This window comes from Streptomyces hokutonensis (assembly GCF_000376565.1).
Taxonomy (GTDB): Bacteria; Actinomycetota; Actinomycetes; order Streptomycetales; family Streptomycetaceae; genus Streptomyces; species Streptomyces hokutonensis.
Genome location: NZ_BARG01000044.1, coordinates 86,818 through 100,672, shown reverse-complemented (window position 1 = coordinate 100,672; position 13,855 = coordinate 86,818). Strand labels below are relative to the sequence as shown.

At 67.1% G+C, this 13,855-nt stretch carries 14 protein-coding genes and 1 pseudogene; 10 read left to right on the top strand and 5 right to left on the bottom strand.

What is annotated here, in order from left to right:
* Positions 1-243 precede the first annotated feature (243 nt).
* The 3 genes from SSP08S_RS26695 to SSP08S_RS26685 all read right to left on the bottom strand — a co-directional run bounded on the left by SSP08S_RS26695 (position 244) and on the right by SSP08S_RS26685 (position 3,384).
* Positions 244-1,974 carry a sensor histidine kinase gene (locus SSP08S_RS26695; RefSeq protein WP_019070700.1) on the bottom strand — a complete coding sequence of 577 codons (1,731 nt, stop codon included), beginning with the start codon at positions 1,972-1,974 and terminating at the stop codon, positions 244-246.
* Between the two features lie 224 nt (positions 1,975-2,198).
* Entirely contained in the window at positions 2,199-2,660 is a 462-nt protein-coding gene (locus SSP08S_RS55975) for a cupin domain-containing protein (protein WP_051105984.1), read from the bottom strand.
* Positions 2,653-3,384 (bottom strand): DUF2249 domain-containing protein, encoded by a 732-nt coding sequence (locus SSP08S_RS26685; RefSeq protein ID WP_019070698.1) that lies wholly within the window; start codon positions 3,382-3,384, stop codon positions 2,653-2,655. The genes SSP08S_RS55975 and SSP08S_RS26685 overlap by 8 nt, the downstream gene beginning before the upstream one ends.
* Before the next feature lie 77 nt (positions 3,385-3,461).
* Here SSP08S_RS26685 and fdxA point away from each other — a divergent pair, with 77 nt between their 5' ends.
* From fdxA to ctaD, 5 genes are all read left to right on the top strand, one after another.
* Complete coding sequence (gene fdxA / locus SSP08S_RS26680) at positions 3,462-3,788, top strand: ferredoxin (RefSeq protein ID WP_019070697.1); 327 nt, start codon at positions 3,462-3,464, stop codon at positions 3,786-3,788.
* Between the two features lie 5 nt (positions 3,789-3,793).
* Entirely contained in the window at positions 3,794-4,468 is a 675-nt protein-coding gene (locus tag SSP08S_RS26675) for a helix-turn-helix transcriptional regulator (protein WP_019070696.1), read from the top strand.
* An 80-nt stretch (positions 4,469-4,548) separates the two neighbouring features.
* Positions 4,549-4,917, top strand: coding sequence for a cupin domain-containing protein (locus SSP08S_RS26670; RefSeq protein ID WP_019070695.1), 369 nt, complete (start codon positions 4,549-4,551; stop codon positions 4,915-4,917).
* A 136-nt stretch (positions 4,918-5,053) separates the two neighbouring features.
* Positions 5,054-5,482, top strand: a complete 429-nt coding sequence (locus SSP08S_RS26665; protein WP_026178848.1) for a hypothetical protein — start codon at positions 5,054-5,056, stop codon at positions 5,480-5,482.
* A 136-nt stretch (positions 5,483-5,618) separates the two neighbouring features.
* Positions 5,619-7,349 carry an aa3-type cytochrome oxidase subunit I gene (gene ctaD, locus SSP08S_RS26660; RefSeq protein WP_019070692.1) on the top strand — a complete coding sequence of 577 codons (1,731 nt, stop codon included), beginning with the start codon at positions 5,619-5,621 and terminating at the stop codon, positions 7,347-7,349.
* A gap of 228 nt (positions 7,350-7,577) precedes the next feature.
* Here the strand turns inward: ctaD and SSP08S_RS26655 are convergent, their stop codons facing one another.
* Positions 7,578-7,973, bottom strand: coding sequence for a group I truncated hemoglobin (locus SSP08S_RS26655; RefSeq protein ID WP_078532527.1), 396 nt, complete (start codon positions 7,971-7,973; stop codon positions 7,578-7,580).
* 465 nt (positions 7,974-8,438) lie between these two features.
* On the opposite strand from SSP08S_RS26655, the gene SSP08S_RS55970 reads away from it, so the two are divergent.
* From SSP08S_RS55970 to SSP08S_RS55965, 4 genes and pseudogenes are all read left to right on the top strand, one after another.
* Complete coding sequence (locus SSP08S_RS55970) at positions 8,439-9,428, top strand: transposase (protein WP_051105983.1); 990 nt, start codon at positions 8,439-8,441, stop codon at positions 9,426-9,428.
* The gene (locus tag SSP08S_RS26645) at positions 9,415-9,795 is read left to right on the top strand and encodes a Het-E N-terminal domain-containing protein (RefSeq protein WP_102133429.1); all 381 of its coding nucleotides are present in this window, start codon (positions 9,415-9,417) and stop codon (positions 9,793-9,795) included. The genes SSP08S_RS55970 and SSP08S_RS26645 overlap by 14 nt, the downstream gene beginning before the upstream one ends.
* A 15-nt stretch (positions 9,796-9,810) precedes the next feature.
* A complete protein-coding gene (locus SSP08S_RS26640; RefSeq protein ID WP_019070689.1) occupies positions 9,811-10,746 on the top strand; it encodes a P-loop NTPase family protein in 936 nt (311 codons plus the stop codon).
* Positions 10,646-11,830 (top strand): annotated as a pseudogene (locus SSP08S_RS55965) (IS701 family transposase); the annotation flags it as partial. The gene SSP08S_RS26640 and the pseudogene SSP08S_RS55965, both read left to right, overlap by 101 nt.
* 65 nt (positions 11,831-11,895) lie before the next feature.
* Here the strand turns inward: SSP08S_RS55965 and SSP08S_RS26630 are convergent.
* Entirely contained in the window at positions 11,896-13,239 is a 1,344-nt protein-coding gene (locus tag SSP08S_RS26630; RefSeq protein ID WP_078532526.1) for an IS630 family transposase, read from the bottom strand.
* 166 nt (positions 13,240-13,405) lie between these two features.
* Between SSP08S_RS26630 and SSP08S_RS26625 the strand changes: the two genes are divergently transcribed.
* Positions 13,406-13,855 (top strand): GNAT family N-acetyltransferase, encoded by a 450-nt coding sequence (locus SSP08S_RS26625; RefSeq protein WP_218006668.1) that lies wholly within the window; start codon positions 13,406-13,408, stop codon positions 13,853-13,855.

Below are 13,855 nucleotides of genomic sequence, written 5' to 3'. Positions count from 1 at the left end.
GGCCGTCGGGTACCTACCAGTGCGCCGAGATGGGCAGGATCGCCCTTGGCCGTGGGAGGGAGCAGGCTAGCTCCCGCCATGCCGTGGCATAGGCGTTGTCCGTGATGGCGTTCATCGGGTTGTCATGGCCGATGCAGACAGCCGACATCCGTATGGCTTGGTCTCGGGCGGAACGCGCCGTATGCCGTTTACCCCCGGGGCCTTCGTGGGCGTACACGTGCTCCATTGCGGTGGTGCATCCGGTCAGTCGGTCCAGTTCACAGGCACCCGCCATACCAGGCGTGTGCCGCCGCCCTCCGCTCGTTGGCCAACTATCAGCGTCCCGTTGCGCTCCACGGCGCGCTCCTCCATGTTCTTCAGCCCGCTGCGGGAGGCGCCGTCCGGCACTCCGTGGCCGTCGTCTGTCACCGTGAGGATCAGCTCGCCCCCGGCGCACCGGAGCCGGACGTCCACGGCTCGGGCCCTGGAGTGCCGGGCTGCGTTGCTGAGTGCCTCGCCGAGCACTGCGATCGTGTCGTCCGCGATGTCGTCAGGGACCTCGGTGTCCACGAGTCCCTCGATCTGCAGCGCGGGCGGGAATCCGAAAGAGGTGACTGAGGCGTTGACGGCCTTGGTCACCCTGCCGCGCAATCCGCTGCCCTCCTGCGTGCCGTCGCTGTGTGTGCGCAGCCCGAAGATGGTGGAACGAATTATTTTGATGGTGTCGTCGAGGTCGTCGACGGTCCGTGTCAGTCGTTCCACGGCCTCGGGGTGTTCCACGAAGCGCTGGGTGCTCTGCAGTGTCATGCCGGCCGCGAAGAGCCGCTGGATGGCCAGGTCGTGGAGATCTCGCGCGATCCGGTCACGGTCCTTCAGCAGCGCGATCTGTTCCGCTTCCCGGCGCCGTTCGGCCAGCTCCAAGGCCAGTGCCGCCTGGCCTGCGAAGCCGAGGAGCGGTTCGGTGTCGGCTGCCTTGAAGGCACGGCCGCCGGTCACTCGGCCCAGCAGCAGTACACCGCGGGGCCTGCCAATGGTGCCGAAGGGCACCGCAACCACGGGTCCGAGCCCGGTCCACTGCGCATCCCCGTGCCCGGCACGGACGTCCTGCCGGATGTCGGGACTCACCACAGGCTGCGCCGTCTCCAACGCGGCCCGGATGAAGACGTCGTTGTCGGACAGCACCACACCGGTGCGCCGCTCGGCGTACAGACCGACCGCAAACATCGGCCGCAGTGTCTTCTCACCCGGCACGCGCTCCGCGATCATCCCGACGTCAGCACCGGCGATGATACGCGCCTTCTCGACGATCAGTTCCAGGACCTCGGCACTCGGTGCCCCGATCAAGAGGCTGCGGGTGACCTCCCCGCTGGCCAGGATCCAGCGCTCACGGCGCATCGCCTCCTCATACAGCCGCGCGTTCTCGATGGCGACGCCGGCGGCCACCGCGAGAGTCGACAGGACCGCCTCGTCTTCCTCGTCGAACTCCTTCGCGCTGCGCTTCTCGGTGAGGTACAGGTTGCCGAACACCTCGTCGCGCACCCGGATCGGCACCCCGAGGAAGGAGTGCATCGGCGGGTGATGGGCCGGGAATCCGTACGACGCCGGATGCTGGGAGAGGTCCGGCAGGCGCAGGGGTTCGGGATGCCGGATCAGCTCGCCGAGAATGCCGTATCCGCTGGGGACAGGCCCGATCTCGGACCACTGCTCGTCGCTGATGCCGACCGCCAGGAACTCGGACAGTTTCTCATCGTCGCCGAGTACGCCCAGTGCCCCGTACTCGGCATCCACCAGCACGACGGCGGCTTCGACGATGTTCCGCAGCACGTGCGTCAGATCCAGCTCCCGCCCGACCGACAGCACCGCCTCCAACAGGCCGCGCAGCCGGCCCCGGGTGCCGCGCACGGCATCAATGCGTATCTGCAGCTCGGCCAGCAGCTCGTCTAGCCGCAGACTGGGCAGGTACCGCCCGGCGTCCCCGAGCCCGTCCTCGCTCATCGCTTCCTCCGCCCGACTTGCGCAGTGCACGGTGTTACTCGAACCGGCGGTCCTGATTCCTTCCTCCCTTCTCACCGTACGGGGTGCGTCCGGGCGGGAGACCCCGGCGGGAAGGGCAGCACCATTCCTGCTGGTGCGAGCCCCGACAGTCCGCAGGTGTGCGAGGTGGCGGCGGGCCCAGCACCCCGGCGGCTGCAGGGAGGCTGCGGTGGTCGGTCGACTCGTTAGCCCGCCGGGGGTGACGCTCCGTCCCAGGGCGGTCGGGAGCGGATCTGCATGCCTGGGCGACGCCGGTGGACGGTGAGGTAGGACAGCCCCTCGCTGTGCGCGGTGATGCTGCGGACGGATCCACACGGCAGCCACACCAGGCTGCCCTGGGCGAGGGCCTTCGCCCCTTCCGGCGTTTCCAGTGTGCCGGCGCCGGCGACGACGAGGAGAAGAACGTCCAGCTCCGGCTCGGTGTGCGTGTGGACGCCGCGGCCGGCGGGAAGATGCACGAGATTGGCATCGAGCTGGCGTCCGGACTCAGCGAGCTTCCACAGGGCTCCGGAGGAGTCCACAGGGAGTCCGGTCAGCTCCTGAACATCGCACAGGACATCCGCGGCGGGCGTCGGCGTCCGGTCTGCCGGGGGCTGGTCTTGCCGAGCAGTGGTGCCTGATCCGGGGGCGGCGTGTGTGTCAGTCATGGGATGCGCTCCGCCCGATGCGGATCTGCCACTGGGCTGGGCCTTCCTCTACGTAGGTCCAGGTGTATGCGCCGGGGTGGGCGGCCTCGAACTCCCCGCGCAGCGGCTTGGGATCGTGATTGTTGACCAGGGTGAACGTCTCGCCCGGGGCGAGACGGGCGTAGCGGGCGAAGATACGAGGGTGACGCTGTTCGCGCGGCATGCCGCGCACGTCGATGACGGCAGGGGGGCCGAGGCTGCCGCCGTCCAGCAGCGTCTGGAAATCGGCTACCAGCAAGGGCAGTACCGCGCCGGGCAGAGCGGCGAGCGCAGGCAGCAAAACCATCTCTTCCACTGCCTGGTGCACAGACAGCACGGCCTCGATCGCCTTCGCGGCGCCCGACGTGGCGGTGCTGTCCTCGGCGGCGTCCAGCGCATCGATGCGCTGGACGAGCGTGGCACTGCTGATACGCAGGGCGCGTACCACCAGCTGGGTCTCGGGCACCTGGGCTGCGGCGGCATACAGCGTCTCGTCGAGTGCGGCGAGATGGCGGCGCAGCTCGCCAGCGCACCAGGCACTGGGGGGCCGGGCACAGGTCTCCCCACCGCCGGTCACTGACTCCGGCTCGACGAGCGTGGCGATCATGGCATGCAGCCGCTCGTGGCAGGCACGGATCACGGCCCGGGCCTGCACTTCGGGATCGGTCTGGGTCGACTGGATGTAGACGCCGGATGACGAAGTCACAGCGCCCCCTTTCGTGCCGTTGCGGTGTGCACCATTATTACATGTAGGATTCGTAAAAATTAAGGGAGGAGGATGCCGTGACCTATGTGATCGCCCAGCCCTGCGTGGACGTGAAGGACAAGGCGTGCATCGAGGAGTGCCCGGTCGACTGCATCTATGAGGGGAGGCGTTCTCTCTACATCCACCCGGACGAATGCGTCGACTGCGGGGCCTGCGAGCCGGTCTGTCCCGTCGAGGCGATCTTCTACGAGGACGACACCCCGCCCCACTGGAAGGACTACTACCGGGCCAACGTCGAGTTCTTCGACGCGATCGGCTCGCCGGGCGGCGCCTCCAAGCTCGGCCTCATCGAGCATGATCACCCGCTCATCGCCGCCCTGCCACCCCAGGACGGGCAGGGCTGACGACCATGAACCGTGATCATGAACCTGACCGGGAGACCCCGCGCCGCCGCGCCGTGCTCGATGTCCTGCGCAACGCCGACGCGCCCTTGGGCGTCAACAACGTCGCCGAGGCGGTGGGCGTCCATCCCAATACGGTCCGTTTCCATCTGGAGGCGCTGGTGACGCAGGGCGCCGTGGAACGGACGCTGGAGGCATCGACCGGGCCGGGACGCCCCCGCACCGTCTACGCGCCCCACCGCGGAATGAATCGTGGCGGCAAACGCGGCTATCAGCTGCTGGCCCGTATCCTGCTCAGCCAGCTCGCCTTGGAGGAAACGGACACCGAGACCGCCGTCGAGGCCGGCCGCGCCTGGGGCCGGCATCTGATGCCACCGGCGCCGCCCTTCCACACGGTGACCGAGCGCGAAGCGATCGACCGGCTCACCGAGCTCCTCGCCGACCTCGGCTTCGACCCGCAGACTGGCGGGAACCCGGGTGAAGCGCCCGACCGTATCCGCTTGCGGCATTGCCCCTTCCTCGAACTCGCCGAGGAATACGGCCAGATCGTCTGCCCCCTCCACCTCGGCCTCATGAAAGGCGCGTTGGCCCAGCTTGGCGCGCCCGTCGACGCTACCCGGCTCCAGCCGTTCGCCGAACCCGACGTCTGTCTCGCCCACCTCGCCCCCACGCGCGCCGCGTAGCCCGCAGCCCGCCGACACCGATCGCCACCGCCGTGGAGGTGGCATCCATCCGCCGCCACATCACCACGAGGAGCCACCGCATGCACGTCGCCAACGCCGGGACCACACCTGTGCGCCGCGCCCCCATTCCCGGCGGCCCGACCGCGGAAGCTCTCATCGCTCCCGGTGTCTCCGACCAGGTCGCCGTCGTCCACATGGAGATTCCAGCCGGCGGCCGGCTGCCCGAGCACGCGCACGGAGCCTCCCAGATAGTGCTCATCCCGCTTTCCGGCTCGGTCGACCTCCATCACGGAGACGACCGGCATACCCTGCTCCTGGGCTGCGCCGCCCACATCGACACCGGTGAACGCGTCAGCCTCGTCAATCGCGGACCGCTACCGGCGTCTCTCATGGTCGTGGTCTCACCACCGGACTTCGCCGCGCATCTGGCCGCCTGGCCCGCTCTCTGAGTACACCGGCAGTCCTTGGCCGGACAACTACACGTGGAGGTCCGGCAGCACCTGGCGGTCATGCCTCACCCCGTACGGGCTCCCGGCGAGCATGGCGCACGACTGCAACTCCAATCGAGAGAAAGGCAATGCAGCAGTGAACACCACGTCAGCCGCGGTAGCCGGAGCCGTCACTTTCACCTGGCTCGGCATGGTGCTGGCCATCTCCTTCCTGGAGACGCCCCTAAAATTCCGGGCTCCGGGAGTGACCATCCCCATCGGCCTCGGCATCGGCCGCATCGTCTTCCGCGCGCTCAACCTCGTCGAGACCGTGCTCGCGGCAACCGTCCTCATCGTCATCGCAGGAAGCGGGCCCTCGACCTCGGTCGTCATCCTTGCCGTCGTGGTGGCAGGGACACTGGCGGGACAACTTGGCCTGATCCGCCCGAGCCTCAACCGCCGGTCCGACCCCGTCCTCGCCGGAGAACAACTACCCCGCTCCCACGCCCACCTGTACTACGTGGCATGCGAGGTCATCAAGGCAACAGCACTCCTGCTCCTCGGCATCACCCTGCTCACCGCCTGACCCTCGCGCACCAACTTCCTCTCCCCGCCCGACCCGGCACGTACATGACGTCCCTGCACGGAGGGACCCTTCACGCCTTGCGGAGGTCACCCTGGAAGGGCTGGCCTCGACGACCGCTAACCGGAGGAGTGTCACAGTGACAACATCGGGCAGTGCCGCAGCAGTTGCACCTGAAGCCGAGCGGCCTCCCGGCCGGGCGCGAGGCGGCAAGACCGTCGTTGCATGGCTGACCACCACCGACCACAAGACGATCGGCTCGCTGTACCTGGTCACGTCGTTCTCGTTCTTCCTCATCGGCGGGGTCATGGCGCTGCTGATGAGGGCCGAGCTGGCCCGCCCGGGCAAACAGATCCTGTCGAACGAGCAGTTCAACCAGGCGTTCACGATGCACGGCACGATCATGCTGCTGATGTTCGCGACGCCCCTGTTCGCCGGCTTCACCAACTGGATCATGCCGCTCCAGATCGGCGCGCCCGACGTGGCGTTCCCCCGGCTGAACATGCTTGCCTACTGGCTGTATCTGTTCGGCTCGCTCATCGCGGTAGGCGGTTTCCTCACCCCGCAAGGCGCGGCCGACTTCGGCTGGTTCGCCTACGCCCCCCTCAACGACGCCATCCACTCGCCGGGCATCGGCGGCGACATGTGGATCATGGGCCTGGCTCTCTCCGGCTTTGGCACGATCCTCGGGGCGGTCAACTTCATCACCACCATCATCTGCATGCGTGCCCCCGGCCTGACCATGTTCCGCATGCCGATCTTCACGTGGAACGTCCTGCTCACCGCGGTGCTGGTCCTCATGGCGTTCCCCGTGCTCGCCGCCGCGCTGCTGGCCCTGGAGGCAGACCGGAAGTTCGGGGCACACGTCTTCGACGCCGCCAACGGCGGACCACTGCTGTGGCAGCACCTCTTCTGGTTCTTCGGACACCCGGAGGTCTACATCATCGCGCTGCCGTTCTTCGGCATCGTCAGCGAGGTCGTCCCGGTCTTCAGCCGCAAACCCGTCTTCGGCTACCTCGGCCTGATCGGCGCGACTATCTCGATCGCCGGCCTCTCGGCAACCGTGTGGGCCCACCACATGTTCGCCACCGGTGGCGTCCTGCTGCCGTTCTTCTCCTTCATGTCCTTCCTCATCGCCGTCCCCACAGGAGTGAAGTTCTTCAACTGGATCGGCACCATGTGGAAAGGGTCCCTGAGCTTCGAGACTCCGATGCTGTGGGCGACGGGCTTCATGGTCACTTTTCTCTTCGGCGGCCTGACCGGTGTCCTGCTGGCCTCACCGCCACTGGATTTGCACGTCACGGACTCCTACTTTGTCGTCGCCCACTTCCACTACGTCGTCTTCGGCACCGTCGTCTTCGCAATGTTCTCCGGATTCCACTTCTGGTGGCCCAAGTTCACCGGCAAGATGCTTGACGAGCGCCTCGGCAAGATCACCTTCTGGACGCTGTTCACCGGCTTCCACGGCACCTTCCTCGTCCAGCACTGGCTGGGCGTCGAAGGCATGCCACGCCGCTACGCCGACTACCTGGCAGCCGACGGCTTCACCGCCCTGAACACGGTCTCGACGATCAGTTCGTTCCTGCTCGGTCTGTCGGTGCTGCCCTTCCTCTACAACGTGTGGAAGACGGCCAAGTACGGCGAGAAGGTCGAGGTCGACGACCCGTGGGGCTACGGCCGATCTCTCGAGTGGGCGACATCCTGCCCGCCGCCGCGCCACAACTTCCTCACTCTGCCGCGGATCCGCAGCGAATCCCCGGCCTTCGACCTGCATCATCCGGAAGTCGCCGCGGCGGAGGCGGAACTGCTGCGGGACAGCACGTCCACCCTTGTACCCTTCAGGAAGACGACAACCGGAGACGAACCGTGACACCTACCGTTGATTGCAAGCTTCTGCGACGACCTTGAAAGCACGCTTGTCGCAGATTGATCAGTACGCCGTCGGCGAGGTTGCCCTGCTGCCTGGGGATAGCACCGACGATCTGTCACGGCACCTGTACCGGCCCGGAGCACCCGCCCTCATTCCTTGTGAAACAGAAGGTGCTCTCCGCCCTGGCAGATATCTCGGCGAGGTACCGCAGCGCCGACGATGGCCCGGTCAGGCCCTCACGATGTCGGCCTTGAGCGGTAGCAGGAGTTCGGCGATGCTTCCGATTGTCTTCTCATCGAGCCCTGCATCGGCGAGTGATGCGGCCAGGTGCTCGACGACCCGGTCGAATGCTGCGTCCGTGACTGCCAGACCTTCGTGTGCCCGTTTCATGGTGCGCCCCGGGAAGGGGCGCTTGGCCCCCAATGCCTGCCCGATGAAGAGTCGTTGGTGGCGCTTGAGGCGGCCGATCTCGACCCCGCCGAAGTAATCAGCCAACAAAGGGTCGGCGAGCACTCGGTCGTAGAAGAGATCCACTACTGCCTCTACGGCCGGTTCTCCTCCTATCTGATCGAACAGCGTGGCGGCCGTCAGTTCGGTGGCCTCTACTGGCAGGGATTCAGTCATGGAACCCAAGGTCGATCTCCCCCTTTGCAGTGCCGTGAGGGGTACGTTTCCCTGGTGTCAATTAGTTCTGTAGTTCAAATACGGGTCGCTCGACGGGGAAAAGCAACGCGCTTCTTACATTGTGCGCGACCGCCCGTTACACGGCTTGCTGGTACAGGGTGAGCGATTCTGTCGGGACTCTTGAGGACTTCAGGCGCGGTGGCTTGATCGGCGGGCATGCTCAGGGTGGTTCATGAACTTGACTGCCGTACGTGAGGTGCCCGATGTCCATCCGCCCGCGCTCCGGTGTCCAGATCCCGCCCCTGACCGCGCGGGTGGCTCGGGCGAGCAATCCCTGCGGGACGACGACGATATGGGTGCGGGACCGGCTGGATGGGCTGTGGCGGGACGAGGATTTCATCGCCTGGTATCCACAGGACGGCCGGCCCGGGCTGTCGCCGGCCCAGCTGGCCACGGTCTGTGTGCTTGCAGTTCCTGCACGGGCCGTCCGACCGGCAGGCGGCCGAAGCGGTCCGCTGCAGAATCGATTTCAAGTACGCCCTGGGCCTGGAACTTGACGATCCGGGCTTCCACCACAGTGTGCTGTCCGACTTCCGCGACCGACTGGCCCAGGGGGACCGAGCAGATGCCCTGCTGGATCTCATGCTGGAGCGATTGCGGATGGCCGGGCTGGTCAAGGAGCGCGGACGACACCGCACCGACTCCACTCATGTCCTGGCCACAGCAAGGAAGTTGACCCGGCTGGAGCTGGTCACCGAGGCGGTGCGGGCGGCCTTGGAGGAACTGGCCCGCCACGCGCCCGAGATGCTGGACGGCCTGGTGACGGCCGAGTGGGGTGAACGATACGGGCGGCCGGTGCGGATGTGCAGCCAGCCCAGTCACCCCGTCGCCCGGCTCACCCAAACCGGCCTGGATGCCCGCGACCTGCTCGGACGCTTCCGGGAGAATCGCCCCGGCCAGGTCTTGGGACCCATGCTGGAAGTACTGCGGCAGATCATGGTGCAGCACTTCGTCGTCGATGCCCGTGGGCAGTTGCGGCCGCGCACCGAGCGGGACGGCCTGGCACCGGCCAGGATCCGGATCGAGTCGCCCTACGAAACCGGGGCCCGGTGGGTCCGCCGGGGCAACACGCGCTGGACCGGATACCTCACCCACGTCACGGAGACCTGCGACGAGACGAGCATCAGCGTGATCACGGACGTGGCCACCGTGGCGTCCGCGGCGGTCACCCGACTGCCCGAGTGTGTGCCCGGCACCGTCACGATCGGACGGTTCACCATCGTCACAACCCCTTCGACTCGGGCATTCGCTGACACTCCGAGTCGCGGCATGAAGCCGTTCGTCCATGGCTGCCGGGGCAAAGAGAGCGGAGTTGCGATGGCCTACCTGCTCGGGCGGGAGGATGCGACAATCGGCATGGTCAAGGAACGGGGAGGCTGTGGTGACCGGGCTTGAATTGATACTGGCGGCGCTGGCGGCTGGGGTGGGCGGCGGTATCACCGACGCGACGAGCACCGGCATCCGGGATGCCTACACCGGGCTCAGGGAACTGCTCAGGCCCAAGTTGGCCAGTCATGACGGCCAGGCAGTCGAGGTGTTGGACGCGGAAGAAACCGAGCCCGGGGTCTTTGAGGCGCAGTTGCGCGAATACCTCGTGGGGTCGGGGGCAGACCGGGACGATCAGATTCTCACCTCTGCCAGGCAATTGCTGACCTTGCTCGACCCGTCCGGAGAACGGACGGCGAAGTACACGGTCGACGCTCGGGAAGCCAAGGGCCTGCAGATCGGTGATCACAACACCCAGACCAACACGTTCTCCTGACGGAACAGAGCTTGCATGAGCGGGGACGAGGTCGATCCGGGCGTACGGATCGACCTCTGGGGCGCCAAGGGTGTCCAGATCGGTCACGGCAATTTCCAGGCCAATGTGACCGTTGTGGCGGGACCGGTCGTGCGGTCGGCGTATCTGCACCAAGTACGGTTGATCGCCCCTCAGGTCCTGTACGACCGCGAGCGCGAGTTGTCGGAGTTGGCGCAGTTTTGCTCAGGACCCGGACCGGGCGCGTACGGATGGTGGCGTGCCGCGGCATGGGCGGGCAAGTCAGCGCTGATGTCGTGGTTCGTGCTGCACCCGCCACCCGGCGTGCGAGTGGTTTCCTTCTTTGTGACGGCTCGTTACGCGGGCCAGAGCGACCGGGTCGCCTTTACCGATGTCGTCCTGGAACAGTTGGCGGAACTGCTGGAACAGCCGATGCTGGCCTACCTGACGGAAGCGACACGCGATGCGCACTTCCGGGCCTTGCTCCAGGACGCGGCAGCGCTGTGTCAGGACCGGGACGAGCGACTGGTGCTGATCGTGGATGGCCTCGACGAGGACCGGGGGGTGGTGGCAGGACCCGACGCACACAGCATTGCCGCCCTCCTTCCCGCAGATCCGCTCTCCGGGATGCGGATCGTCGTGGCGGGGCGCCCCGACCCACCGCTGCCGGCTGATGTGCCCGATGATCATCCGCTGCGGGACGAGAGCATCGTCCGAGAGCTGGGGAGTGCCGCATCCGCCCAGGCGGTGAAGCGGGACGCCGAGCGTGAACTCAAGCGGCTGCTGTACGGAACGGCAGTCGAGCAGGATCTGCTCGGCCTCGTCACGGCATCCGGCGGCGGCCTGAGCGGTGTCGACCTGGGACAACCACCAGGTCAACGGGCGCCGCCTGGAGCTGCTGCTGGCCGATCCGGCCACCGCGCCACACGGGAGCGGGGTGCTGGTGATCGATGATTCCGGGGACCGCAAGTCAGGGACGGCGACCGCGCACGTGGGCAAGCAGTACCTGGGCTCGGTCGGGAAGATCGACCGGGGTGTGGTCACCGTGACCACCTGCTGGGCGGACGAGCGCGTCTACTACCCCGTGCACGCCCGCCCCTACACCCCGGCCCACCACTTCCCGCAGGGGAAGAAGGACCCGGGCTTCCAGTCCAAACTGCAGATCGCGGTGGCCCTGGCCGCCCAGGCCAAGGCGGCCGGGCTGGTCTTCAGGGCGGTGGCCGCCGACTGCGCCTACGGCGACCACGACAGCTTCCGCGCCGGCCTGCACGCAGCCGGCCTGGCGTTCGTGATGGCCCTCAAGCCCCGGCACGGCACCTGGTCCTACGGCACCGACGCCTACACCCCCGTCGATGCCGCTCACGCTCTGACCTGGACCGACGCCGACCACCCCGGGGACTGGACGCGCATCGAGCGCACCTTCCGCGACGGGCACACTGCCACCTGGTGGGCCGCCGAGGCCCGGCTCGGCTGGTGGGGCCCGGACGGGAACGTCCGCCTGGTCGTGGCCACCACCGACCCGGCCACCCTGCCGGCGAAGGCGACCTGGTATCTGGCCACCGATCTGCCCCGACCCGGCTCCCCGCGCGTTGCCGCCTCGCCCTACCTGCCCGCCGACCTCGCCGAGATCGTGCGGATCTACGGGCTGCGGCACTGGGTCGAGCAGAGCTACAAGCAGGTCAAGGACGAACTCGGCTGGGCCGACTTCCAGGTCCGCTCCGACACCGCCATCCGCCGCCACCAGACCCTGGTCAACTGCGCGTTCAGCTTCTGCTGGAACACCTGGTTCGCCCCACCGCCACCGGCGTCGGTCGACCCGACACCTGAGCCTGATACACCGTCAAGAGCGGCAGAGAGGGGGCGGGACAGAACATCATCCGCCCCAACTGCCCTGCTGGCCCCGCGCGATCCGGGCCGTCCGTGGCTGGCTGGTGCCCTGGAACATGCTGCAACGCTGCTGGCGAGCCTGGACAGCCCAGCCTCCACCCAGCGAACTCCAGGCACTGATCGACGCCGTCGCCACCGGCAGACCTCTTGACCTCTACCGCCCCGATCCGCCGTCAACAAACCACCGCTAGTGTGATGCGCCAGAAATCCTGAAGGTTAGTTCTGCTCGGTTTTCTGGCTGTCGGTTCCGATCTTGGTGAGGTAGTCGGCGAGGGAGTTGAGGATCTCGTCGGCGGTCTTGGTCCAAGTGAAGGGCCGCGGGTTCTCGTTCCAGGTGTCGATCCATGCGGTGATGTCGTTCTCCAGTGCCTTCACGGAGGTGTGGACGCCGCGGCGGATGAGCTTGTCGGTCAGCAGACCGAACCACCGCTCCACCTGGTTCATCCAGGAGGAGCCGGTCGGGGTGAAGTGGACGTGGAAGCGCGGGTGTCTGCCCAGCCACGTCCTGATCTCGGCGGTGTTGTGGGTGGCGTAGTTGTCGCAGACGAGATGGACGTCGAGCCCGGCGGGCACCGCCTTGTCGATCCGGACCAGGAACTTCTTGAACTCGATCGCACGGTGGCGGCGGTGCAGTGCCGATATGACGGTGCCGTCGGCGATGTTGAAGGCGGCGAACAGGCTGGTGATGCCGTGCCGCAGATAGTCGTGGGTGCGGCGTTCGGGCATGCCCGGCATCATCGGCAGGACTGGCTGGGACCGGTCCAGCGCCTGGATCTGGGACTTCTCGTCCACACACAACACCACCGCCTTCTCTGGCGGGTGGTGGTACAGGCCCACGACGTCGACGACCTTGGCGACGAACTGCGGGTCGGTGGACAGCTTGAAGGAGTCCTGCAGGTGGGGCTTGAGGTCGAACCGCTTCCAGATCCGGCCGATGGTCGACTTCGACAGGCCGGTGCGCTGGGCCATCGAGGCCCGTGACCAGTGCGTGTCCTGGCCCGGGACCGACTCCAGGGTGGCCACGACGACCTCCTCGACCTGGTCGAGGAGGATCGAGGGCGGGCGGCCCGAGCGGGGCTCGTCATGAAGACCGTCGAGGCGTTTGGCGATGAACCGGGCCCGCCAGCGGTCCACGGTCGATCTGTCGATGCCGAGGTCGGCCGCGGCCTGCTGGTTCGTCCCGCCCTCCGCGCAGCGCAGCACGATCTTGGCCCGTAACGCGAGGAACTGGGCGGTCTTCGCCTGCCGCGCCCACTGCGTCAACTGCCTGCGCTCAGCATCGTCCAGGACCAGGTCGGCCTTCGGCCGGCCGATCCAGCTGGCATCCTCAAGCCCTGCCATCCGCTCCGCGGCGAAAGCCCGCCGCCACTTGCCCACCGTCTTGGCCTGAACACCAACGACCCGCGCCACCCCCGCGTTTGACATGCCGTCAGCGCACGCCAGGATGATGCGGGCCTTCTCAGCCGAGCGCCGGTGCGGCAATTCCGTCCGGCGCACCAACTCGGCACGCTCGGCCTCGGACAGCGTGATCTCCACAGCAGAAGGCCCCGGATGCGACATACCAACAGGGTAGTAACTAACCTTCAGGATTTCTGGCGCATCACACTAGTGCCGTGGCAAGCAACGTTTGCCCTGCTGACGGGGTGTCGTGACCGTTGCACGGGGGCGATCCCGTCCAGCATCGGCGGCGTGGGAAGCTGATCCAATGTCTGTAACCCTTCACCGCTTGGACGCCCGGCTCTTCCCTGCCTGGCTTGAACGCAGTCGGGACGAGTACGCCAAAGATTTGGTCGCCGTGGGGCAGACGCCCGAGGATGCCCACCGGCATGCGGACGAGAGCATGGCCCGCTCCTTTCCCTCCGGTGCACCAAGCCCAGGGCACGCGGTCTTCGACGTGGTCGATGACGCCGGGGTAACCGTCGGCTACCTATGGATCGGACCGGACACGAGCGACGACTCCAGCGCCTGGTGGATCTGGGACATCGTGATCGACGCCGACAAGCGTGGTCGGGGCCTCGGGCGCACGGCCATGGTCCTCGGCGAGGAATACGCCCGGGCGCAGGGCGCTCGTACCCTTGGTCTCAATGTCTTCGGGTTCAACACGGGTGCCCGCGGCCTTTACGAGTCGCTCGGTTACGAGACGACCTCGGTCAAGATGCTCAAGAGACTCGGCTGA

What these genes read in the sequence shown, in the direction of transcription:
- SSP08S_RS26695 (WP_019070700.1), bottom strand. Translation starts at nt 1,974, where the DNA reads ATGAGCGAGGACGGGCTCGGGGACGCCGGGCGGTACCTGCCCAGTCTG.
- SSP08S_RS55975 (WP_051105984.1), bottom strand. Translation starts at nt 2,660, where the DNA reads ATGACTGACACACACGCCGCCCCCGGATCAGGCACCACTGCTCGGCAA.
- SSP08S_RS26675 (WP_019070696.1), top strand. Translation starts at nt 3,794, where the DNA reads ATGAACCGTGATCATGAACCTGACCGGGAGACCCCGCGCCGCCGCGCC.
- SSP08S_RS26670 (WP_019070695.1), top strand. Translation starts at nt 4,549, where the DNA reads ATGCACGTCGCCAACGCCGGGACCACACCTGTGCGCCGCGCCCCCATT.
- SSP08S_RS26655 (WP_078532527.1), bottom strand. Translation starts at nt 7,973, where the DNA reads ATGACTGAATCCCTGCCAGTAGAGGCCACCGAACTGACGGCCGCCACG.
- SSP08S_RS26640 (WP_019070689.1), top strand. Translation starts at nt 9,811, where the DNA reads ATGAGCGGGGACGAGGTCGATCCGGGCGTACGGATCGACCTCTGGGGC.
- SSP08S_RS26630 (WP_078532526.1), bottom strand. Translation starts at nt 13,239, where the DNA reads ATGTCGCATCCGGGGCCTTCTGCTGTGGAGATCACGCTGTCCGAGGCC.